The 24,151-nt window shown below is 34.6% G+C and carries 24 protein-coding genes; 18 read left to right on the top strand and 6 right to left on the bottom strand.

What is annotated here, in order from left to right; genetic code table 11:
* The first annotated feature begins 56 nt into the window (after positions 1-56).
* The 9 genes from NBX25_RS14075 (at position 57) to NBX25_RS14035 (ending at position 11,329) form a co-directional block, all read left to right on the top strand.
* Complete coding sequence (locus NBX25_RS14075) at positions 57-467, top strand: copper resistance protein NlpE N-terminal domain-containing protein (protein ID WP_123911391.1); 411 nt, start codon at positions 57-59, stop codon at positions 465-467.
* Between the two features lie 256 nt (positions 468-723).
* Complete coding sequence (locus NBX25_RS14070) at positions 724-2,214, top strand: sodium:solute symporter family transporter (RefSeq protein WP_250254091.1); 1,491 nt, start codon at positions 724-726, stop codon at positions 2,212-2,214.
* Positions 2,211-3,731: a class I adenylate-forming enzyme family protein gene (locus tag NBX25_RS14065; protein ID WP_250254090.1), complete on the top strand. Its 1,521-nt coding sequence runs from the start codon at positions 2,211-2,213 to the stop codon at positions 3,729-3,731. Before NBX25_RS14070 ends, NBX25_RS14065 begins: the two co-directional genes overlap by 4 nt.
* Before the next feature lie 68 nt (positions 3,732-3,799).
* Positions 3,800-4,669, top strand: coding sequence for an alpha/beta fold hydrolase (locus NBX25_RS14060; RefSeq protein WP_250254089.1), 870 nt, complete (start codon positions 3,800-3,802; stop codon positions 4,667-4,669).
* 41 nt (positions 4,670-4,710) lie between these two features.
* Positions 4,711-6,129, top strand: a complete 1,419-nt coding sequence (locus NBX25_RS14055; protein ID WP_250254088.1) for a hypothetical protein — start codon at positions 4,711-4,713, stop codon at positions 6,127-6,129.
* Between the two features lie 147 nt (positions 6,130-6,276).
* On the top strand, positions 6,277-8,523 hold the full coding sequence (locus NBX25_RS14050) for a TonB-dependent receptor plug domain-containing protein (RefSeq protein WP_250254087.1): 2,247 nt from the start codon (positions 6,277-6,279) through the stop codon (positions 8,521-8,523).
* A 7-nt stretch (positions 8,524-8,530) separates the two neighbouring features.
* Complete coding sequence (locus NBX25_RS14045) at positions 8,531-9,313, top strand: alpha/beta fold hydrolase (protein ID WP_123911384.1); 783 nt, start codon at positions 8,531-8,533, stop codon at positions 9,311-9,313.
* Complete coding sequence (locus tag NBX25_RS14040; RefSeq protein WP_250254086.1) at positions 9,306-10,076, top strand: 3-hydroxybutyrate dehydrogenase; 771 nt, start codon at positions 9,306-9,308, stop codon at positions 10,074-10,076. Before NBX25_RS14045 ends, NBX25_RS14040 begins: the two co-directional genes overlap by 8 nt.
* Before the next feature lie 275 nt (positions 10,077-10,351).
* Positions 10,352-11,329, top strand: coding sequence for a helix-turn-helix domain-containing protein (locus NBX25_RS14035; protein WP_250254085.1), 978 nt, complete (start codon positions 10,352-10,354; stop codon positions 11,327-11,329).
* A 191-nt stretch (positions 11,330-11,520) separates the two neighbouring features.
* Here NBX25_RS14035 and NBX25_RS14030 read toward each other — a convergent pair whose 3' ends face one another.
* The 4 genes from NBX25_RS14030 to NBX25_RS14015 all read right to left on the bottom strand — a co-directional run bounded on the left by NBX25_RS14030 (position 11,521) and on the right by NBX25_RS14015 (position 14,894).
* Complete coding sequence (locus NBX25_RS14030) at positions 11,521-12,882, bottom strand: S41 family peptidase (protein WP_250254084.1); 1,362 nt, start codon at positions 12,880-12,882, stop codon at positions 11,521-11,523.
* A 291-nt stretch (positions 12,883-13,173) separates the two neighbouring features.
* Entirely contained in the window at positions 13,174-13,767 is a 594-nt protein-coding gene (locus NBX25_RS14025; RefSeq protein ID WP_250254083.1) for a hypothetical protein, read from the bottom strand.
* A gap of 3 nt (positions 13,768-13,770) precedes the next feature.
* Positions 13,771-14,310 carry a hypothetical protein gene (locus NBX25_RS14020; RefSeq protein ID WP_250254082.1) on the bottom strand — a complete coding sequence of 180 codons (540 nt, stop codon included), beginning with the start codon at positions 14,308-14,310 and terminating at the stop codon, positions 13,771-13,773.
* A 32-nt stretch (positions 14,311-14,342) separates the two neighbouring features.
* Positions 14,343-14,894 (bottom strand): SMI1/KNR4 family protein, encoded by a 552-nt coding sequence (locus NBX25_RS14015; protein ID WP_250254081.1) that lies wholly within the window; start codon positions 14,892-14,894, stop codon positions 14,343-14,345.
* 100 nt (positions 14,895-14,994) lie between these two features.
* Between NBX25_RS14015 and NBX25_RS14010 the strand changes: the two genes are divergently transcribed.
* Entirely contained in the window at positions 14,995-15,390 is a 396-nt protein-coding gene (locus NBX25_RS14010; protein WP_123911377.1) for a VOC family protein, read from the top strand.
* Positions 15,391-16,502: 1,112 nt separating this feature from the next.
* Here NBX25_RS14010 and NBX25_RS14005 read toward each other — a convergent pair.
* Positions 16,503-17,285 (bottom strand): YdcF family protein, encoded by a 783-nt coding sequence (locus NBX25_RS14005; protein WP_250254080.1) that lies wholly within the window; start codon positions 17,283-17,285, stop codon positions 16,503-16,505.
* Between the two features lie 436 nt (positions 17,286-17,721).
* Between NBX25_RS14005 and NBX25_RS14000 the strand changes: the two genes are divergently transcribed.
* The 8 genes from NBX25_RS14000 to NBX25_RS13965 all read left to right on the top strand — a co-directional run bounded on the left by NBX25_RS14000 (position 17,722) and on the right by NBX25_RS13965 (position 22,648).
* Positions 17,722-18,534, top strand: a complete 813-nt coding sequence (locus NBX25_RS14000) for a helix-turn-helix domain-containing protein (protein ID WP_250254079.1) — start codon at positions 17,722-17,724, stop codon at positions 18,532-18,534.
* A 66-nt stretch (positions 18,535-18,600) separates the two neighbouring features.
* A complete protein-coding gene (locus tag NBX25_RS13995; RefSeq protein ID WP_123911374.1) occupies positions 18,601-19,074 on the top strand; it encodes a DUF6265 family protein in 474 nt (157 codons plus the stop codon).
* 81 nt (positions 19,075-19,155) lie between these two features.
* Positions 19,156-19,521 (top strand): hypothetical protein, encoded by a 366-nt coding sequence (locus NBX25_RS13990; protein ID WP_123911373.1) that lies wholly within the window; start codon positions 19,156-19,158, stop codon positions 19,519-19,521.
* 126 nt (positions 19,522-19,647) lie between these two features.
* Positions 19,648-19,977 carry an ArsR/SmtB family transcription factor gene (locus tag NBX25_RS13985; protein WP_250254078.1) on the top strand — a complete coding sequence of 110 codons (330 nt, stop codon included), beginning with the start codon at positions 19,648-19,650 and terminating at the stop codon, positions 19,975-19,977.
* A 113-nt stretch (positions 19,978-20,090) separates the two neighbouring features.
* Entirely contained in the window at positions 20,091-20,549 is a 459-nt protein-coding gene (locus NBX25_RS13980) for an SRPBCC family protein (RefSeq protein WP_250254077.1), read from the top strand.
* Positions 20,550-20,823: 274 nt separating this feature from the next.
* Positions 20,824-21,402: a YdeI/OmpD-associated family protein gene (locus NBX25_RS13975; protein ID WP_250254076.1), complete on the top strand. Its 579-nt coding sequence runs from the start codon at positions 20,824-20,826 to the stop codon at positions 21,400-21,402.
* Between the two features lie 19 nt (positions 21,403-21,421).
* On the top strand, positions 21,422-21,823 hold the full coding sequence (locus tag NBX25_RS13970) for a DoxX family protein (RefSeq protein WP_250254075.1): 402 nt from the start codon (positions 21,422-21,424) through the stop codon (positions 21,821-21,823).
* A 267-nt stretch (positions 21,824-22,090) separates the two neighbouring features.
* Positions 22,091-22,648 (top strand): DUF4256 domain-containing protein, encoded by a 558-nt coding sequence (locus NBX25_RS13965; RefSeq protein ID WP_250254074.1) that lies wholly within the window; start codon positions 22,091-22,093, stop codon positions 22,646-22,648.
* A 426-nt stretch (positions 22,649-23,074) separates the two neighbouring features.
* On the opposite strand, the gene NBX25_RS13960 is transcribed toward NBX25_RS13965, so the two are convergent.
* Positions 23,075-24,031 carry a hypothetical protein gene (locus tag NBX25_RS13960; protein ID WP_250254073.1) on the bottom strand — a complete coding sequence of 319 codons (957 nt, stop codon included), beginning with the start codon at positions 24,029-24,031 and terminating at the stop codon, positions 23,075-23,077.
* Positions 24,032-24,151 lie beyond the last annotated feature (120 nt).

Raw genomic sequence — 24,151 nt, 5'->3', positions numbered from 1 at the left:
TCCAAATTTATGGCATAATTTTAGTGACATAATAGACAATTTTAAATACATAATATATGAAAAAGATTATTATAGCAGCCTTATCCGTCTCAGTAATGGGATTAGCATTTTCTTGCAATTCAATGAAAAGTTCAACCAGTGGAAATGGAAGTACAGTAACTTCTTCTTCTGATTTTAAAGCAGGAAAATATGCAGGGAAAACACCTTCAGGAAATGTGGTGATTACCTTCAATGCCGACAATACATTTGCATTAGCAGAAACCCTATCAGGCAGTACAGATCCAATGTCAAGTACAGGAACCTGGAAATTTGATACAAATACAAAAAAAGTAATTCTTGTTTATAAAAATATTGCAGACAGGGTAACAACATTCTCTATTGTTGATGGAAAAACAATTCAGATGAATAGTGGAAGTGCATGGACTTCCCAGACCTCGGGTTCAGAATATAATCTGACTCGTCAATAAACGTAATAAACTTTTAATACACATCAATCCCGATAAAATTTTATCGGGATTGATTATTTTTATTTAACACGGAAATCATATAGTAAGAATCTATATCAAGCATCAATCAAATTATGTCACACTATAATTAAACCCTTTATTTATAGCTTTTTTTTGATTAAATAACCTGTTATTATTAGTAAGTCATACTTACTTTTCGGTTGAATGCTATAGGAAAGTTTTTTGCTTTCTGTTTTTTTGTATCAAAATATACAAGATGAATGTTGATAACAACTGGACAGTATTGATTGGAATTGTATTGGCAATGTATGCTGTAGCCATTATCTTTTTTGTAATAAGAGGTGCTAGGAAAGCCAATAATATGAAAGATTATGCTGTGGGAAATATGAGTTTTTCCCCTTGGATGGTAGGGCTTTCTTTGGCTGCTTCTATGACGAGTGCAGCATCATTTATTATCAATCCGGGGTTTATAGCACTATATGGCGTTTCCGGTTTTATTTCATTAGGTATTATCCTTCCTTTGTCAGCCTTTATTTCATTAACGGTTATGGCGAAGAGCTTTGCCAATGTAGGAGTACAGTTCAATGCAAAAACGATGGCAGAATGGATGGGAAATCGTTTTAAGAGCCAGGCTTATCGCTTTTTCTTTGCATTTTTAGGATTACTTCTCATTTCTTTTATTGTCTTGATTAATGTTGGAATTACCAATGTCATATCAAAAGCTTTACATATTGATCCATTTTATGTTCTGCTTATTATTACAGTTTTTGTCTTTGGCTATATGATGTTTGGAGGAGCCAATTCATTGATGTACACCAATAGTATGCAGGTCATTTTTAAGCTTTTAGTTGCCTTAATTATGTTAGGCTCCGGATTCTATCTTTTTAAAGACGGTATAGGAAGCTTTCTTGGCAAATTACATGATATAGATCCAAATCTTACCACCTTAACAAACAAAGAAAGTCCTCTTTTCCGGGATTTTTTTGAAATTGTGGTTTGTCAGATCATCGTAGGAGTGGCCATTATCTGCCAGCCTCATATTATCACCAAAACATTAATGCTGAAAAGTCCGGCACATGTCAATAAATTTTTGCTCAGTGCCATTGTATTTATGACGCTTTTCTTTCTTGTGGTGGGAGTGGGGTTCTATGCCAGAATTATATATCCTGATCTTACTATTAACGAACAGAAAATGAAGATGGATGAAATTATTCCTAATTATGTGGTTGCCCGTTTTTCAGTATTGGTGGGATTGATTGTTGTAGTGGGCTTAGTTTCGGCTGGGCAGGCAACATTGGAGAGCCTCATTCAATCTATTTCCAGCAGTATTACATTAGATATTTTAGAACCTATATTTAAAGAAAAGGTAGCCAGACACAACCTTTTAGTCAATAAATTTGTGATTATCATCTTAGCGGTGGTCAGTTTTCTCATCAGTTACCAACAGATTATAAATCCCACCTTAAGTGTTGGAATTTTTGCTCAAATGGGGGTGTATGGCTATTTTGCAGCGGCTTTTGTTCCTATTATTTTTGGAACATTTGTTAAAGGAGTAAAGTTATCTACTGTATTTATAGCATCTGTAACAGCATTTGTAGTCCATTTTGGAATTTATTTTTTAGCCATTACCACTTATATGAAAGGGCCTATCAAAAACCCTGGTGTTTCCGCAGCCATTGCGATTCTTATTTCTTTGCTGATCGCAATTATTTTACATATTTTTAATAGAAACAAAATTGAGTCATGAATGGTTTGGACTGGATAAGCAAATGGTCAAATTATCTTCCCCATAAGATTGCGGTGGTTGAATTGGATACTCAAACAGAATATTCGTATAGAGCAATGCATCGGTATTCTTTTGCGGTCACACAGATCTTAAAATCCAAATACAGAGAAGGAGATCGTATTGCTGTACTTGCAGAACAATCAGCGTTGATGATTGCCCTTTTTTCGGCATGTCAGCGTTTGGGAATTATCCTGGTTCCCATTAATTATCGTCTTTCTGCAAAAGAAATATTTGAATTATTAAAGGACTGTGAACCCTCTCTAATTATTTTTAATGAAAATTTTAAAGATAAACTGACTCTTGCAAAAGATTATTTCAATTGCATCTCCAAAACCAATTTTGTAGATCATGTGTACAACATTGACGTTCCGGATGACTTCATCAGCTTTAATTTTACTATTAAAGAAGACTTGCCCATTTTTCTGTTCTATACTTCCGGGACAACCCAAAAGCCTAAAGGGGTTCTTTATACCAACAAAATGCTTTTCTGGAATAGCCTTAACACAACCATGCAGCTAGAACTGACCTCCCATGACAAAACAATAAATATACTTCCTCCATATCATACTTCCGGATGGAATGTATTTGTCACTCCATTACTTCATAACGGTGGAACGATAGAACTCCTGAAAAAATTTGAAGCTTCTGACGTCCTAAGTGCATTAGAGAAAACAAAATCAACAGTATTTATATGTCTTCCTACAGTTCTTCAGATGATTGCTAAAGATCCCGATTTTGAGAAAACCAATCTTTCTTCTTTGCGTTATATCGTAACAGGGGGCGAGTTTATCACACAACAAGCCATTGAATTCTGGTGGAAGGAAAAAAATATATTAATACGCCCTGGTTATGGACTTACGGAAGCAGGCCCCAGCATTACCTCTCTTCATCAGGATATGATCTTTGAAAAACCTAATTCCATTGGAAAAGCAAACTTTTATGTTGAAATTGACATTAAGGATTCTAATGGTCAGTCTGTCGGAGATTATGAAACCGGTGAGCTTTGTATAAAAGGACCTATTGTAACTTCCGGATATTGGAATAATTCTGTAGCTACTAAAAATCAATTGAGAGAAGGGTGGTTTTACACAAGAGATTTAGCCTATCGGGACAGTGAGGGGTATTATTTTCTAAAAGGCAGAATGGATGAAATGTACATTTCCGGTGGTGAAAATATTTTTCCTCAGGAGATCGAACAACTTATTAACCAGTATCCTCATGTAGAAAAAACTATTGTATTACCGGTCAATCATGATGTTTGGGGGTCTGTTGGCGCAGCATTTATAAAAACAACCCAAGATCTGAAGCAAACAGATATTGAAAATTACCTCAAAGATAAGCTGGCTAAGTATAAATTCCCAAAACACTACATTTTTATAACTGATTTTCCAGCGACCAGTATAGGCAAAATATCCAGAAAAGAGTTATATAAATTATTTAACAAACAAAATAATAATGAACAATCCCACTTGTTATGAATAAGTTATTTTTATTGATATTACTCCCTATACTATCTCTCTGCAAGGCACAAAATAATACTTCAAAGATGGAATCTATGTTATCTCCGTACACTTTTAAAACTCATTATTCAACCCTTAAAGAAGGAAAACTTGCTTACATAAAGGAAGGCACAGATAAACCCGTCTTACTCTTTATACACGGACTCAGCAGCAATGCAGATGCATGGTCCCGGAATATTGAAAACCTTAAAAAGTATTATACCTGTATTGCTTTAGATCTTCCCGGATATGGAAAGTCTTATAAAAAAGCGAAGGAATTTACTCCTACTTATTTTGCCAAAATCATTAAAGAATTTGCAGATCAACACAAAATAAAACGATTTGTTCTCATCGGACATTCCATGGGAGGGCAAGCTTCTATAAAATTTACTGAATTATACCCCCAATATGTAGACCAGCTTGTATTGATTGCTCCGGCCGGGATTGAAGAGTTTTCAGAAGCAGAATCTTCTACTTTAAAAAACTTCACTACCAAAGACCTGATTATCAAAACTTCAGATGAACAAATTGATCGAAATTATTCCCTTAATTTCTATACGATGCCCAATGAAGCGAAAAAAATGGTTAGTGAAAGAAAGAAAATAAAAACGGCATATGATTTTAATGATCACGCATTGGCTATTGAAAAATCAGTAAGTGGAATGCTGGATGACAAAGTCATTGATGGTATTAAGAACCTCAAACTGCCTGTTCTTTTCCTTTTTGCACAAAACGACCTCCTGATCCCCAATAAATTTCTTCATCCGTCAATGACGATCAATGATGTAGCCGGTAAAGCCCAAGAGATGATACCTAGCGCTAAGATCGTTATTATCCCGGAAAGCGGGCATTTTTTGCAGTTTGAGAAACCGGAAATTGTCAACAAGGAAATCCGTACTTTTATTTCGGCCTATTAACAGGATTCAAAAAGAAGTAAAATAATTAAAACACATCCATTATGAAACCAAAACTGAAAATTTTTGAAAATTTCAGTCACTCTATTCTTCCTCATGAAGCACTCTATCTAAGTAAGCTTGCCAATTTTCAAGATGAAGGAAAAAGAGAGATCTTCAATAAGGTTATTCATAATGCATTACATCCTGAAAATATTCAAGAATTTGATGATACGATAGATAAACGAAAGTATCACTATATCAAATCCTGGATTGAAGATAAACTCTATATAATTGATGTGGACAAAATAGGGAATTGGCTGTTAGAGTTTAAACGAAAACTTTTTCTGGACCTTATAACACCTAAGGATGAAAAAGAGATGTTGGAATTTGTGAAAACCTATCATAAAATCGGCTTTAACTTTCAGAATCTTTACGAAATCATGAAAGAATACAGGTCTTATCTGATGATACGATTGCGATTTGAAGACCATCAGGTGATCTCTCAGTTTTTGGAAAAATTCAGGGAAGCCTATAAAAAATCCAGGGATATTCAGGAAAAATTATACCAGGCCACCATTGATATTACCGAACAATACACCTCCAAAAATCGTTTTCCCATTTATTGGGAAAGATGGCTTACAAAAGTATTCATGACTCCGGATATCAACGGCAGCAACCGTTACAAAGCATTTATTCTTCTTGCTTTTCTTTATAATACAGCAGGAAATGAAAAAAAACTTCAGCATATTTTCGATCATATTGACCAGTTTTTTAGTCATGGTGAAATGTATTGCAGAAGACTACTTTACAACTATTATTCCAGCAGGGTTTTGCTGTATTCCAAACAGAATGATCTTAAAAATGCTATCTATTATGGCAAACTTTCAATCCGACAGGAGAATGAAGATACTTTAATGTATGTCAACACCCTGGCTTCTATGTATTTTAGAGCCAATGCAATATCGGAGGCTAAAGATCTTTTGGAAAATTATATTTCATATTATGAAAACTCCCATAATTACTATCGGAAAATAACCTTTGTATCCAATCAGCTTCGGGTTTTTACTGAACTTCGCCAATTTCAGAAAGCAGAGAATATTGCTAAATACTTTCTCAATAAATACGAAGATGAGATTCTGCAGTATCGAATGCACTATTTTTTCACATTTTATACCCATTTGCTATTACATTCAGAAAAGTATGGGGAAATACTAAATCTTGAAAAAAAATATAAGCTGATTATGAATGAATCACAAAGAAAAATAAAACCTGATTATATTCCCAATCTTTTGTGGAGTATCTCATTGGCTCAATACATGGAGAACCAAATCTCCAAAGAACATCTTATTGAAAAAATATCCAAAACCATTGCCGATGTAAAGCTTACAAAAACCAATGCAAATTTCCTCAGAATTACGGCTTCTCTTCTTTCTCAGAATTTACCTCAGTTAACTTCTGTTTTTAAGTCATACCTAACTTAAAATCTATTAATGGCAAGATATTTATGCATATTTATAAATATTTAATCATCCTTTAAGCTTTTAGTCACAGGAGTAAAAAAGCAGCGCGACAATTCTTTACTCTTACTTTCCATTTATCATTGTATTAATAAAAACAACCAAGTTATTATGAAAAAATACTTTTTTCTTTTAGCAATGATGAATACGGCAGCATATTATGCACAGAAAGACTCAGCATCAACCAAAACAAGAGATATAGAAGAAATTACAGTGACAGCCAGCAGAAAAGCTCAGAAAATCACAGAAGTTCCGGCTACTGTAAATATTATTAATGCTAAAGATATTCAGGAATTTACCAGTTTCAATGTTGGGGAGCTGGCAGCCAGGCAAAAAGGAGTAGATTTTGTACGGTCAGGCGTTTTGGGAACCGGAATTAATATAAGAGGGTTCAATTCTGCATTCAATTCCAAAAATTTACAGCTTACGGATGACCGTGTTCAGACCCTTGTAGCAACAGGACTTCCGTTTGGAACATTTTCAACGGTCATAAAGGAAGATATAGAAAAAGTAGAAATTTTATTAGGTCCCAACGGAACTTTATACGGACCTACTGCTCATAATGGGCTGGTCAATACGATCACCAAAAATCCTTTCCGTTCTCAAGGGACAACGCTTACTTTTGGAGCCGGAAACCAGAATGTCTTGACAACAAGAGTACGTCATGCACAGGCATTAAACAAAAGTTTGGCATTTAAAGTTGCTTTAGAACATACCCAGGGAACAGAATTCAATTACGTTGATTCCGTATATGTTAATAATAAGGCCTATCCTGAATTAGATTTGAACAGAGACTTTTCTTCAACCAAATTTAATGGGCAGCTGAATTACAGGCTTCCAGGAAAATCAGAACTAGTAGCTTATTACGGACACAGCAATAATAATAACCTTGCCGTAACGAGTGCCGGGAGGAACCAAATTAAAGACTGGAATATTGATGAACTTCAGCTGAAATATATTCACCCTAGATTTTTCCTCAATACTTATTATACATGGAGTAATACGGATAAAACGTATGCAATCAATCAGAGAACACAAAATTATGTTTCTATGGTCAACGCAGGTTTTTCGGATGCAGAGGCAAGGGAGCGTTCATATACACAGCAATGGTTTCCGGTACCTGCACTTCCTTCGGGGGGAGTATTTTTAAACCGGGGAGCCTTATTTAAAGATAATTCTAAAAGATTTAATGCCGAAGGGCAGTATAACAATACCTGGGGAGCATTGAGTGTGATTGGAGGGGTACAGTTTCAAAGAGATATGGCTTATACAAAAAATACGTATATGCTGGATTTTGATGGTCCTATCAATGTAAATCAGTTAGGAGTTTATGGCCAGGCTGAATATAAAATAGACGGATGGGGGTTCTTAGGGGCTCTGCGTCTGGATAAACATGATTATTATGGCAGTAATTTGCTTCCCAAAGCGGCGATTACCAAAAAAGTAGGGGATGGACATTTCAGATTAACGTATGGAAAAGGAATGGCCGTACCTTCTATCATGAATCTTAAGGGTTATTTATTCGGTGGACTTGTACTGGGGAATGGGGAAGGATTCTCTTTATCAGACGGGACTCAAATTGCCTCATTAAAAGTAGAAACCATTAACTCTTTCGAGGTAGGATATAAAGGAAACCTGGGCAAGAAATTTTGGTTAGATGCCAATGCTTATTATAATATGTCAGAGAACTTTATAGGACCTCTTCTTAATATTGCAACGGGCGGCAGGACTGTAACAAAAATGGGAAATACCCCTTTGTCTGATATTCCTGGTGCTAATCCGGCGATGGTACTTACGTATTCTAATTTTGGAAAAGTGAAAACGTATGGTTTTGATATAGGATTAAATTATTACTGGACCGATCATTTAAAAACAGTCATCAACTATTCTTATTTTGGACGGGATATTGATAAAAACGATTTGGCCAATGATGGAGATCATAACGGAAAAGTAACAGATACTGATATCCCGATCAATACCCCAGCCAACAAATTTTCTTTAGGTTTTAATTATACTACCCCAAAATTTTTTGGTGCAGTGTATGGAAGGTTTGTTCAAAAATATGATTTCTTTTCAGGGATTAATATTGCCGCCAAGACACAGGATTTAGATGGGGATGGAAAGAATGATATCTTTGAAAATGCCAGAAATGGAAGAACCTGGAACTATGGACAGTTAGGAGGTTTTACAGTAGATCTCAATGCCGGATACAATTTTAGTAACGGCATATCCATTGGAACGAATGTGACCAATTTGTTTAATGCAAAAGTAAGAGAGTTCGTTGCTTCTCCCGTCATTGGAACACTGGTTTCTGTAGAGTTCAAATACAACATTGATTTTTTCAAAAAAAATAATTAAACTTTCTATGGCTTTGATAAATGTGAATGGAGTAGATATTAATTATATTGACTCCGGAAGTGGAACGCCTGTCGTACTGCTTCATGGGTTGGGATCATCCAATAGAGACTGGGATCTTCAAATCCCGGTATTAGCCCAAAAATTTAGAGTTATTGCTCCTGATTTAAGAGCTCATGGTCATTCAACCAGAGTACCAGAAAAACAAGGAGTTGAATATATGATGGAAGATATTTTCCAGCTTCTTAAAAAAACAGGAATTTCCAAAGCAAATATGGTAGGCTTTTCTATGGGCGGAGCAGTTTCGTTTGAATTAGCGTACCAACATCCTGAAATAGTGGATAAAATGATTATTATCAATTCCAGCCCTGATTTTAATAACTCAAACTCTACAGGAATAGATCTATTAGCCGAAAGAACTGAAGTAATCAAGACAAAAGGATTCCATGCTTTGGCAGAAAAAATAGCAACAGGAATGTTTCCTGAAGAACATCAGAAAACCTGGAGAGAAAGCTTTCAAAAAAGAGTAGTAAGCAATGATGAAGATGCCTATCTTCTTACTTTCGGGGAATTAATGAAATGGGGACTTGGTACCCGTTTGAAAGAGATCTCTCATAAGACCCTGATTATAACTTCAGATCATGATTATACTTCAGTAGAATATAAAAGAAGTTATCAGGAAAAAATGAAGAATGCAGCATTGGTCGTCATAAACAATTCTCGACATGGTGTAGTTTTGGACGGAGCAGAACAATTGAATCGTGAAATATTAAATTTTTTATTAAATGGCTAAGAATGTAGTTATTACTGGTAGTACCAGCGGAATTGGATTAGGAGTAGCAGAAGCTTTTGCTAAAAATGGAGATCATGTGATCTTTAATGGTTTAGAGCGTAATGGAGCTGAAATTGCTGCAAGTTATGCGGATCAGTATTCCATAAAAACAGGATTTATTCATTCAAATCTAATAACACCCGAAGGAGTTCAGCAACTTATTGATTATAGTTATGAAACCTTAGGAAGTATTGACATTCTTGTGAATAATGCTGGAATTCAATATGTTTCTCCTATTGAGGATTTTCCTGTCGAAAAATACCAGCAGATTATTGCACTTAATATGAATGCTGCCTTCTACGCCTCAAGAGCCGTTTTTGCGAAGATGAAACACCAAAGATTCGGAAGAATAATTAATATCTCTTCAGTACACGGAATACGTGCCTCTGAATACAAATCAGCTTATGTTATGGCAAAGCACGGAGTAATAGGACTTACCAAAGTTCTTGCATTAGAAGGAGCTTCATACAATGTTACCTCTAATGCCATCTGTCCTGGCTATGTAAAAACGCCTCTTGTGGAAGGACAAATTGCTGATCAGGCCCAGGCACACCACATGAGCGAACATGAAGTCATAGAAAAAATAATGTTACAAAAGCAAGCTGTAAAATCATTCATTCCGGTGGAAAAAATTGCTGAAATGGCACTGTTTTTAGCCGCAGAAAATGCAGCTTCCATATCCGGTGCCCATTTTGTGTTAGATGGAGGATGGAGTGCCCAATAATACCAGCAATGATGATCTTCTAAAGAAGTCGGATTTGATAGAGTAGGATGGAGTAGAGGCTACATACTGTTAATAATTACCTGTTTCAATTCAAGAAAATTTTTCTTCACCTAATAAAGTGGGTGTATACCTTACTCTTAGCTCAATGATGCAAATGTAAATTTATAAAGCATGCATATTTTGGCATGAAATTATCTAAATACAATGATCTATTTACACATATGATGGCTTTGACTGTAAAAAATGACCCTGTAACAAGGTTGAAATTTGAACTAATGGACAGATATTTAGTTCTCATGATTTTTATACTAATCTCTTTTACAGCAATTTATAAGTTTCACATCCAGGACAAAATGATTTTCCATTATCTGATTTGTGGAATACTATTTTTAAGCATTACTTATTTTTTTTCACGAAAAAGATATTCTCAAAATCTAATTGTCAATACCTACATGATCCTTGCGCCCATCTATAATATTTTTGTAATGGCGGCTTTTTGGAATGATTCTATAGCAACTTTTTTCTGGCTATTACCCATTCCTTTGGGAGCCCATATATTTTTTTCAAAAAAAGCAATGATTATGTATACAGTCTATGCCTTAATCACCATCGTCATTGCTATCGTTGTTGCGCACAATCCATCAATATTGGGCGGTATTGGATTCAGTTTTTTCAAGCATACTCAAAAAGAAATTATGTTTAGTGATACTTTTTTATTCATTTCAAACATCCTAGTTATAGCTTTACTTATTTATTACAAAGGCAAAATAAGAAAACAGGAAATGTTTCAACAGCAATTTGATTTTATAGAATCTCAAAAAGAGATCATTAAAGAACATAAAAATCAAATTAAAAGAACATCGAAAAGCCCCTCAGATCAAATAGATACTGAAATTATGAAAAATGTATTTGATAAGATAGAGGTTATCATGACTCAACAAATGCTTTTTAAGGATGTTAAATTGAACCTTTCAAAAGTAAGTGTCTCATTAGACGTTAATAGCGCATACATTTCTAAGGCTATTCGTTATAAAGGGTACACAAATTTTAATACGTTCCTGAACATGTATAGAATTAATTATGTTAAAAAGCTATTTTCCCAAACAGATTTCCAAAAATCGACCTTAATGTACGTGTATACGGAAGCAGGGTTTTCTAATCAGTCAACCTTTAACAGAGTTTTTAAGCAATTTGAAGGAATTACTCCTTCAGAATATATTCAACAAAAATTGAATACTCAAGAAGATGTATAATACATTGTAAAAAACTGGACTAAATATTTTTAGAATAGAAACATTGTTTAATATTTTAATAATGAAAGCTTTAAAGCTTTGATAAAGAGAAGTTTCATTTGAAATGAAAAGTCCGTAAAATATTCTATTTAACATAATATAAATTATAGGAAAAATATATTATTACAGAAAAGAGTACATAACAACTTCATTTATTGCTTTATAAGCCTTTCTACCGTATAATCCAAAGCTTTTCCTGCTTCCATCTGTATATCAGGCATTACACCATGTCTGTCATGCTCAGTGGCTCCAATATTAAAATCTATTGTAGATGATACGTTCAGAAACAGTTTTGAATTGGGCAATTGTCTATTTACAACTTCTCCAGGCGAAATTATAAATCCCCCGGTTTCTGATCCTATAATTTTCCCGGCTTTATAAAATTTGAATGCGTTGGCAAAATCTGCTGCAGATGAAAAAGTCTGGCCGCTTGCCAGCAGATAAACATTTCCTGTAAAGCGTTCATTCTTATCCTTAGGCTCAATTATATTTTTCGAGTGATCTATAACGCCTACAGTTCCGGATATTCCCTGTAAATAATTTTTTAATTCCGTAGAATCGATTCCTGAGGATTTCCTCAAATATTCTTTACGGATATCACTGTATTTAACAAGCGTTTTTTCATACTGTGAAAATGGCTTGGATACCAAATATTTTAAAAGCTCATCACCAAGCTCAGAGTTTCCGCCGCCATTGTCCCTGATGTCAATGATAAGATTCTGAATGCCTTCAGCCTTTAATTCTAAAAACATTTGCGCTAAAAAAGGTCTGAATTTCTCTATATCAGCAAATTGTCTGAAAGTAAAAACTGCGTAGTTTTTCTCCTTTGTAACCTCATAATAGTAACTTTTAGTAACTATATTACGGGAAGTTATGGATTTCTTCTCTGATTTTCTTATTAAAGGAATCTCTAATTTTTGCCCCTGATCAAAGGTTATTTCCAATATATTTCCCTTGGTAAAGAACAAATTATAATAGTTATTGAAAAAATATTCACTTAGTTCTAATCTGCTTTTTTTGCTTTCACCACTGGTATAGTGCTGCAATAACTCTAAAATTTTTGTTGAATTTATGCTATTCATATCAGTGATTTTCAGCCCTTTTAAATCCTCTGTAAAAGCTTCATGATAACTTGATTTAGTGGACTTTACAAAAACACCATCTTCCGAAACTCTCACCAAAAATGGAAAAATAAAGTAATCTGTTTTGCTTATATAATCTGAAATATTCAGTTCCGTATGACCATCTTCGAGCATCACCATCACAGGCTGAAATGCTTTATAAAAATCAACGATGCTTCTTTTTTTCTGTTTTAAAATATCCTTTTCAGCCTTCTGCATCTCAAAAATGAATTTTTTCCTGGAAATTCCGCTGTAAGGATCTACACTTACTTCATCAATACTTTTAATCATAAAACCCACATCTTCCCTCACCTGCTTTGGGGTCATCTCAGCAGTCTGCGCCAAAGCAATACAGGGCAAAATAACGAATGAGTAAAGGATTTTGCGAAACATAGGCAGTAAGTTTTTAATATATTATGTTAAATTGATATGCTGGAAGATGGAAGTTGGAGGTTGGAAGTTACTTTTAGTCGGATAACTGCTGATAATCAGCAAAATTACTGTAAAATAGTTAAAAAAATGTTCTTCTTCTGAACACTTTAATTACCTCCCTCTTCCAGCAAACTTCTTAATGCTTTAATTTTAAACTAGTTATCAATTTAAATAAAAAAAAAGAAATTGTCCTCTCAACACTGCAAGTACCTCCCTCTTCCTGCATCCAGCTTCCAGCCAAAACCCAAACCTCTATTCCCCAAACTTCTCTGCCAAATATCCCTTAACTACTTCAAGGAACTCATCTTTCGTCATAAACCGATCCAGAAATTCTTTAAGCTTACCTTTATTATCAAGCTCATCAAAATAGACCTCATGATCTGTGCTGTAAACGGTTGGATTAGACTGATCAGGATCTTTCGTACAGATGAAATAATGATCCGGATATCCGTAGGAATAGAGAATACAGAAAAATTCAGGTTTAGAAATCCCCACAACCTCCTGTACATAGTTTTCATCAATCAAATCCTCAAATTCTTCCTGGTCTTCTGAGCCTTCTTTAAAAGGAGTAAACATCCAATCTTTCACAAAATATTGTCCATACGCTGAGTCATGCGCTGAAAAATAATGCGACATCAGATTCTCATAGAATTTGTCCTGTTGATTCTGATAGAATTCCTTATTCTCTTCATAAAACTGGTCAATCCCATAAACATCCCAGTCTTTATCATACAAATAGTGAGGAAATTTAATCTGTTTCCAATTCTCTATAAAGCTTTGATCTGCATGTACAGCATCTGTATTTCCACCTAAAGCTTTGATTTTATTAATGATAGTATTGTTCATTTTTTATTTTTTCATAGGGTTATTCAGACCTCCATTCCACAATGTATCTGTTATTTCTTCCTGGTTATACTCATAGTAATTACCGTTTTTATCTTTGTGAGACTGAAATAATTTAATATCATATCTATTGAAATTCAATTTTAAAAAATCAGGAAAATAACTGCTTCCAAAACATATATAATGATAAAACATCCCTTTAAAAGACAAATCATCTGGGTCAGGAACTTCAAAAGTCTTCATTCTTCTTATGATTTCGGTAAGCTCATCCTTAGTAATATCTGTGACTATTTGAGGATCTGGTAAGCTGATATCAAAAGATAGATGCTCTGCTCCATCGCCTTCCCACCATTCCCAAAGATTAAACCAGGACATTTCTTTTCCCGTCATGGAATGAAGCTTATCTTCCAGCTTTTTATATTCAACGGAATCTTCGTCTCCATGCTCATCACAATACTCTGTATATTCCAGAATAAGCTTTAAAACTTCAGGATATCGTTTTTCAGCCGTTTTAAAATCCGGCTCTATTTCACCTCTTAAATCCATAATTCATTGATCTTCAAATGTATTATGTTAAATTACCCAACCATAAACCTCTTAGGAAAGCCTTTTCCATTCTCAACAGTAAAAAATTCATCAAACTCACCTGAATGATCTTCGTAATATTGATTTAACTGATTCAGAAAGTCTCCGAGATTGTCAGCAATAACGTTTCTGTCATTCTCTCTGTTCCAAAATTCAAGGATTTGACCTTTATTACCGGTAAAAATTCCTTTTAGATCATAAGAAATATAATCTCCGCCACCATTATGGAAAATGGGAAGCCAATTTTCATTCCACCAGTTTTCAATCTCAAAATCTGTCCCTATCATCGAAGTCATTTCCTGAGCAATGTCCAAAGCCTCTTCCAAAGGAATCAACATAGAATTATTCACAAAAGAATCATAACAATCACTTGCCTGCCCGTTTTTCCACCTATAAAGCGCTCTCAGATCTTCAGGAATCCGGATACCATATTGTTTTTCAAGCCTTTGAATATCCTTTTCAGCCAATGGTGCCTTTAAATGACTATAAAAATCCGGTCTTAATTTTTTAATATGTAAATCTAATGTCTCAAGTATCTTTTCCATTGATTTCTTTCTGTCCATTAAAAATACAAAATCTTGCCACATGACAAGCTCTGTCTGGGTAAAAGGCAGTAATTTTATCCTAACCAAAAAATAGAATATTATGAAACCTAAAATGATCTGGGCCAATCTGGCGGTTGCCAACTTGGAACGTACTCAAAAATTTTATGAAGCAATAGGATGTAAACCCAATAATCCCCATACTTCTGATGAGTTAGTAAGCTTCTTTTTCGGAGAAAACGATTTTATTATTCATTTCTTTCTGAAAAATATATTAGAAACTAATGTAAAACAGGTAACATTTGGTGATTCCCAAACCTCTAATGAAATCATATTTACCGTGTCTGCAGAAACTAATGAACAGGTAGACCAATGGGCTGAAGAAGTTGAAAAAGCTGGCGGAACCTTAGTCTCAAAACCTGAAGGTTTTGGAAACAATTATTATGGTTTTGTCTTTGCAGATCCTGATGGTCATAAATTTAATGTCTTCAAAATGTAAAAACTCTAACATTTTAGCCTAAAATGAAATTTGCCCATAAATCGCCTGTAATTTCACTCAGATAGCATAGGTACTGGATTGAAAATACGGCTTATTTGGGCTTCTTATCACTTTTTTGTATTTCAGGGCTTTTCTGTGGTTTTTGAAAGATTTTATAGAAAAAACATACTGATTTCGTTGGAGAAAACAAGATGATAATTTAAAATACCGCATGTAAGTAAATTCAATAGAGATGGGCTTTAGCCCATCCGATAAAAAAATACAATCAATTTGGCTTTAGCCAAAACTTATTAAAACTGTTTAACATTTTAAAGCAAACCGGACACTTAAGCTAACTCAAGAGTCCGGTTCTCTGTATTATAAATCGAGAAATAGAATTTCATTTATCGCATTAGTTTAATTTTAACGCAAAGTTTTATCATTCTTCTTGGGTATCTTTAAGGAAGCAAAGATGAAATCAATTTCATTGATTCTTTCTAAGCGAACGCATAGCCATGCACGACGAAGTCGCTCCCTTTGTTCACTTAAAATAAAACGGTTCAAAAAATTTTCTTTGCGTTAAAAAAAACAGCATTCTATCATAGCCATTAACAAACTGATAAACAGAATTTTATTTATTAGATTAATTTAATTTTTAACGCAAAGTTTTATCATACTTCTTATTTTTAAGGAAGTAAAAGTGGAATCAATTTCATTGATTCTTTCTAAGCGAACGCATAGCCATACAGCTTCTTCAACGACGAAGTCGCTCCTTTGCTCACTTAAAATAAAACGGTTCAATCAATTTTCTTTGCGTTAAAAAAAATAGCATTTTATCATAGTCATTAATAAACTGATAAACAGAATTTTATTTATTGGATTAATTTAATTTTTAACGCAAAGTTTTATCATACTTCTTGGGTATTTTTAAGGAAGTAAAAGTGGAATCAATTTCATTGATTCTTTCTAAGCGAACGCGTAGCCATACAGTTTCTTCAACGACAAAGTCGCTCCCTTTGCTCACTTAAAATAAAACGGTTCAATCAATTTTCTTTGCGTTAAAAAAATTGAGGATATATTTCTTCAGATTATTACATAGTTCCAAATTAATTCCTTATCCCTTTAGTAGAATACTATTTATTCATCCCCAAACTGTTATACAATTGCACCTGCCATATTCCCACGACCTCTTTAAGCATGACAAAGGTAAATGCTGCATTATAACTGTTAGGAAATACCGTGATTTCAGTATCTATAAAATCTGATGACTGTGGAATAGGTTTTAATCCAAAAGTCTGAAACAAAGCAACAGATCTTTTCATGTGAAAACCAGAAGTCACCAGATATAGGTTTGAAGCTCCCATCTTTTTCAAAATCTCATTCGAAAATTTTGCATTCTGATAGGTGTTCATGCTTTGATCTTCTTTAATAATATCAGCATCTTCTACCCCCATCTTTTTAAAATTTTCACTGAAAAGTTCTGCCTCACTTTTCTTTCCTCTTCCTTTTCCGGAAATTATTATTTTACAAGGCTGATTATTTTTCTTAAACTCATGATACAGTTGATAAGCGGTTACCATTCTTGAATAAGACATGGTGTGTAATTTTTCTGTATGGTCAATATCTACAACACCGCCACCCAATACAACAATAACAGGAATCTGACCCACTGTATTTTTTACATCAGGTGTATTGAGATAGCTTTCCTGCAGATATCCGGAAGTTAGTTTTCCCAGAAACCCATTTCCTATAAAGATAATCATCAATACGGTTGTTATAAGAATTCCTACTCTCCATTTTTTACTCTTATTCCTCCTTCTCAGCAAGGCGATAATGACTACTGCAAGAAATACTAAAAAATAAGGTTCTGTAAAAAGCTGTAAAACACGGAATAAAAAGTCTAGTAAAAATTTCATCGATGATACTATTGATTAATGCTCAGAAAACATTGGGCTTTCAAAGATAAGGTTATTTCATGACTAGTGCTTTTCTCACTGCATTTCAATGATTTATTAAATGATAACTTTTGTGTTAACTTTAAAATACCACGATTTTATCTTTTAAAACACAAAGTTTATGGTTGATTACTATTTTAAGTAAGCAAAGAATTAATCGATTTTCAATCGCCTGGATAAAGCCGGCTCTTATCCATAATCTTCACCAGATAAGTTCACTTGACTACCTTTAGCTCCTTAAAAATACGTAATTACATTATAAAACTTTGCTTCTAATTATCCATATCCATCTGTGTAATCCGTGAAATCCGTGGGAAAAATCTACTGCATTTCAATTGTTTATTAGAATTGATTTCATTTTTTTAATAATTTTAGCCAATCAGAATCATTATATACAATGGATTATCAGATATTCCAACCCCATCCGGAACTGGCTTCACTCATCAAGTGCTACTGGACGCTGGACAGTCCCAAAGAAGACATTCCCCAAACCCAAACCATTGTTCCTGATGGCTGCATGGAAATGATCTTCCATTATGGAGACTTATACAAACAGTATATTGATAGAAAAGCCATTGTACAGCCTAGATACTGTGTTTTCGGGCAGCTTACTGAACCTTTAAGAATTGAACCTACAGGCATTACCGGAATATTTTCTGTCCGTTTTCATCATAATGGTTTTCTGCCTTTTGCCACCATTCCCATCAAAGAAATGGATGATAAAGCAGTTCCCCTAGAAGACCTGTTTGGAGCTGCCGGAACTGAGTTGGGAGAAAAGATTTTCCTATCCAACACCATACAGGAGAAAATAGATCTGGTAGAAATCTTCCTGAGTGAAATACTGAACACAGAAACCATTGACAAGATTGTACAATCAACCGTCGATATTCTGTTGCAAGTCAATGGGCAAATCTCTGTACATGAACTCTCCCGGCAGACCAATATCAACCGCAGACAATTGGAACGCAGATTCTCTTCAGCAATTGGTATGAGTCCCAAACAGCTTTCCAAAACCATCAGACTTCAGTCAACGCTCAAGCATCTTCTCCATAAGGAATATATTAACCTTACGGCACTTGCTCACGACGCTGAATATTATGACCAGGCTCACTTTATCAAAGATTTTAAAGAATTTACAGGGCTTACCCCAAAAGAATTTTATGGTGATAATCTTCAGATGTCTTATTTATTTTATGGTACAGATTCCTGATGTCGCATTTTTACAATTTTAAGATCATTCCTATCCTGAACTTTGCTGAGATAAAATACGACAGCAATGAAAACAAAACTCATCCCTGCCATCATCACTATCCTGATGATGGGGAGCTGGGCTCAGCAACAAGGTGAACTCAATAAACTGGAATGGCTTCTCGGAACCTGGGAAACCCAAACACCCAAAGGAAGCCTCTATGAAACCTGGAAAAGAAAAGGCCCTACCGAATTTCAGGGAAAAAGCTATTATCTGAAAAATAAAGACACCCTTTTATTCGAGTCTGTCCGATTGATAGAAAAGGATAAAAAGCTGCATTATATTGTTTCTGTAAAGCATCAAAACCATGAGCTTCCCGTAGACTTTGCGACCAAAGAAATCAAAGATCCCACTTCTCTTGTCTTTGAAAATCCGGCTCATGATTTCCCGCAAATGATTGCCTATAAAAAAAAGGGAAAAGATTCTCTGATGGCAGAGATTTCAGGAATGATGAACGGAAGAATGGCCAGCCAGAAATTTCCGATGCGAAAGGTTAAATAGGATAAAAACTAAAAAACAAAATTACGGGAATCCATAATTTTATATCAATCAATGATGATATTTTAGCAAAAATTTAATTCAATGAAACTAGTATCAGAAATTTTGGGAAGAAAATATCATTTATCTTATGACGTAATAAATTGCGATGATGATTTTGAAGGTAAATATGAACAAGCTAAGGAATGTATACTTATATGTTTGAGAAGACATGGAGCAACAAGTGTTAAAAGTCCATGTGAGTCTACAATCATTTTCATATACCCGAATGATAAATTTGATATTGAAAAGCTTGGAGAAGAACTAAAGCCTCATTTTTTCTTCTCTCTTTGCTTAGTAGATAAGGATCAAAAATCACATCATTTTGAGAAAGTTCACCGTAATCTTGAACTAAATGAAAGATTACAAAAAATGTGGGAGGATATTAAATCTACAGTTAAGCCCAATTAAATGAAAATAGAAACCCCTTATGAATTAATTTCATAAGGGGTTTTTCTCTTACATTAAATAAATAATTCAAAAAAAACTTGCGTAGCTAAATAACTACACATATATTTGTAGTCAAATAACTACACAATGAATTTAAGAAGAGATGTATTCCAGGCGATCGCAGACCCTACCAGAAGATCCATATTGATGCTGGTGGCTGCTCAATCCATGACTGCAGGAGCCATTGCTTCCAATTTCGATACTGCAAGACCTACCGTTTCCAAGCATCTTCAGATCCTTACAGAATGTGAGTTGCTGAGATCGGAACAAAATGGTCGTGAAATTACTTACCACCTTAATCCCCATAAAATGAAAGAAATAGCCGACTTTATAGAGCCGTTCCGACAAATGTGGGATGAGAAATTCAATAAGCTGGAAAGTGTGATGAAAGCGTACCATGACTTAAAGAATGAGTAAAGTAAATCGTCAATCGTTGGTGAAGGGATAACAACCTTAAACGCTCTCACCCTCCCACTCTAATACTCTAATACTCTAATACTCTAAAACACCAAAACCCTCAAACTCAAAATATGGAACTAAAAACAAAAATCCACGCAGAAGATGGCAAACAGGAAATCTTCATCATCAGAGAATTTGATCTTCCTGTAGAATTGCTTTTTAAGGCGTATACAGAAGCCGAACTTTTTGAACAATGGATGGGAACCAAAGTGACCAAGTTTGAAAACAAACAACATGGAAGTTACCGTTTCGAAACTTCTAATCCTCAGGGAGAAGTAATGTTTAGTGCTAACGGAACCATTCATGATATTGTTGAAAATGAGAAAATTATAAGAACATTCCAGATGGAAAACACTCCTTTTCCGGTTCAGATCGAGTTTTTAGCATTTGAAAAACTAACGGATACCACCAGCAAAATCACAATCCAGACGATATACAAATCCGTAGACTTCAGAGATCAACATCTGAAAATGCCATTTGCTCAGGGAATTAATATGGCGCATAATCGTTTGCAGGAAATGTTTGAATAGATATCAGATGTCAGATTTCAGATTTCAGATACTGAAAATTAGAAGTTTAAATACCCTCGACTCAATCACTCTCTTCCTCCCAAATTTACAAATTTAAAGCTCCCACTCTAATACTCTAATACTCTAATACTCTAATACTCTAATACTCTAATACTCTAATACTCTAATACTCTAATACTCTAATACTCTAATACTCTAATACTCTAATACTCTAATACTCTAATACTCTAATACTCTAATACTCTAATACTCTCAAACCCTAAAACCCAACTCCATGAATCCAAAAGTTAATTTTTTCTTCGATAAAGCCACAAAGTGGAAAGAAGAATTTGAAGCATTAAGAACCATTGCTCTAAGTACCGAATTGGTAGAAGATTTAAAATGGGGATGTCCGTGTTATACCTATGAAGGGAAAAATATATTCTTAATTCACGGATTTAAAGAATATTGTGCCCTACTCTTCTTTAAAGGTGCTTTGATGAAAGATCCTGACCAGATTTTAATTCAGCAGTCTGAAAATGTACAGGCAGCGAGACAAATCCGTTTTACAGATCTTCACCAAATTAATGATCTTAAAAAGGAACTTCGGGCGTATATGTTTGAAGCGGTTGAGATTGAAGAGTCCGGAGTGAAGGTTGAAATGAAGAAAACCAAAGATTTTGAAATGGTTGAAGAGTTTCAAAACAGACTCGATCAGGATGCTATATTAAAAGATGCTTTTGAAGCCTTAACACCAGGCCGACAAAGAGCTTACCTACTCTACTTTTCCTCTGCCAAACAATCCAAAACCAAGGAAGCAAGAATCGAAAAATGCATTCCTCAAATCCTTGAAGGAAAAGGCCTTAACGACTAATCACAAAAACAAAATTACTATGGAAACATCAAACAAATCAGAAAAAAGAAAAAGAATCATTTATTGGATTTTCACCCTCTGGATGGCTTTAGGTATGGTTTCTACCGCCATTGTTCAGCTTATTAAAAATAAGGATGAGCTTGCCAACTTTACCAATCTGGGTTATCCTGCTTATCTTATGACCATTATCGGCGTATGGAAAATATTGGGAGTCATTGCCATTCTCATCCCGAAACAGCTACTATTAAAAGAATGGGCTTATGCGGGATTTTTCTTTGTGATGTCCGGAGCAGTGATCTCACACCTTATTGTGGGAGATATTGCCGGAAGAACCTTCCCTGCTGTATTGCTCTTTGTGCTGGTTATTATTTCATGGTATTTCAGACCTGCCAACAGAAAAATCTCTCTCAGCGACAACTAATACACAATTAAAAATTTTATGCAGATAATTACATTGATTTTGTTGGAATATCGCAAAGACGCTAAGAATTAAAACCTAATGCTGTTTTTAAGGCGCAAGAAAATCTAAGATTTTCAGCAAATATGAGATAAAACTATGTAGCATTCAATTTTATCGGAGATAAAATCATTGCGCCTTAAAAATATTATCAGCCTCAAAAGTCTCTTGCGCCTTTGCGATTGCCAAAAACAAAAACCAATTCATTCAAAAGAACAAACAAAATTTAACATGAAAAAGAAATCATTAACTCCCGAACAAAGCGAAGCCCTTTTAAAAGTACTGAAAACCCGTTTTGAAAAAAATATGCCCCGCCACAAAGGACTGAAATGGGAAAATATCCAATCCAAACTAGAAGCCAGTCCTGAAAAACTCTGGTCTTTAAACGAAATGGAAGAAACAGAAGGCGAGCCTGACGTAGTGGATTATAACCAAAAAACAGATGAATATCTCTTCTTCGACTGCTCTCCGGAAAGCCCCAAACGCAGAAGCCTCTGCTACGATTATCCCGCATGGGAATCAAGAAAAGCTAACAAACCGGAAAGCAATGTTATTGATAAAGCATCAGAAATGGGTATTGACATTTTAACCGAAGAACAATACCGCCACCTTCAGGAGTTAGGAAAGTTTGATCAGAAAACATCCAGCTGGATACAAACACCTGCTTCAATCAGAGAACTTGGAGGCGCTGTTTTCTGCGACAGACGCTACAATACGGTATTCTATTATCATAACGGTGCAGATTCTTATTATGCGGCGAGAGGATTTAGGGGGAGTTTAAGAATTTGAGAGTGCTAGAGTGTTAGAGCGTTAGAGCGTTAGAGTGTTAGAGTGTTAGAGTGTTAGAGTGTTAGAGTGTTAGAGTGTTAGAGTGTTAGAGTGTTAGAGTGTTAGAGTGGAAATGAAAAATCAAAGATTTTTCAAAGCTTATGTGCACTTCTTTATACACAAAGCTTGTCTCTTAAAATAACTTAAGTGTCTAAAAATTTTTGTGACTTTTGTGGTTGAAAATAGCATCCTGGATTTTTACAGAAATCAAAGATTCGACATACTCAATGAAAAAGTGGATGCAATAAGAAAATCAACGATTTTCAAAGCTTATGTGCACTTATCTATACGCAAAGCTTTTAACTTAATAAACTAAGCATTCAAAAACTTTTGTGCCTTTTGTGGTTAAACAATAATTTAAAACCATTAAGATATTTTAAATGTTCGCTAATTTTGCAGCCAGGGAGACTCCACGCTCCAGAATATAATATTAACCCCAAGAAAATTCTGTGCATAATTCACAAATTCTTCTTTTGTAAAGGGCTTTTTTGTTTTTGGATTGATATAAGTTAATGTGGGCTCCTGGACTGCCATAGCAACCAATGGTAATTTTCCTTTATATTGATTAAAAAACGGATAAGAGTTTTTCATCTGAGCTTTTTTATCAGGAACAATGTCCGGCCCGCCCAACCCTATCTTATTTTTATCGGCAAAATCAAATAATCTGGACATATACTGATGATCATTTTCCCATTCACACGGAAAGAAATTGACATATTGTAATACATGAGATGCTTTGAATGCTTGCCTTGCAAATTTTAAATTATCCAACTCAGCCTGAAAATAGTTGTCACAGCTAAACCCGGTTTTATCTTTTTTCATTTCAATATCTATTGAGGTTTCAGGAAGATTAATTCCCTGAATTCTCCCATCAAACCTTTTCCCCAGCTCTCCAATCAGCTTTTGATACCTTGCTCTAACTGCAGGATTCCATTGCTGGGTTACCCAACCATTTCCAACAGGTTTATTCTCGCCCGGATTATCATATTGAGCCACCAATCCACCGGTATACTCCTTCTCCTTCAAAATATAATCAGGAACATATCTTGCCTGAGGCTCAAAAAATCTATCCTGAAGCTGGATAAACAATTTTTTATTTAAAGAAGTTAAATACGCTAAATCTTTTTCAATACCTGAAAAATTATAAACATCTTTTGAAGTCTCCAAAGCTCTCCAGTTATAGACAATCTGTACTCCGCCAATATCTTTTCGTACAATCATATTTTCTATATTCTGCAAATCTCCCGATGAAGTATAAATATAGTTTTGAGGTGTTTGCCCCATCAAAAAATTTACGCCTAAAAATAATAATCCTAATCCCAGCTTTCTGACAGTTTGCTTCATAATATGAATTTAAAAATAAAATAATATGAATCATTTTCCGTGCCCAAGTGAATGATATTTTTAAACTTTTATAAAATATCCATTAATATATAAATAGTATCACTAATTTAGCGCTTCAAA

Source organism: Chryseobacterium sp. Marseille-Q3244 (assembly GCF_940807095.1).
In the GTDB taxonomy this organism is placed as follows: Bacteria; Bacteroidota; Bacteroidia; order Flavobacteriales; family Weeksellaceae; genus Chryseobacterium.
This window is presented reverse-complemented; position numbering and strand designations above follow the sequence as displayed.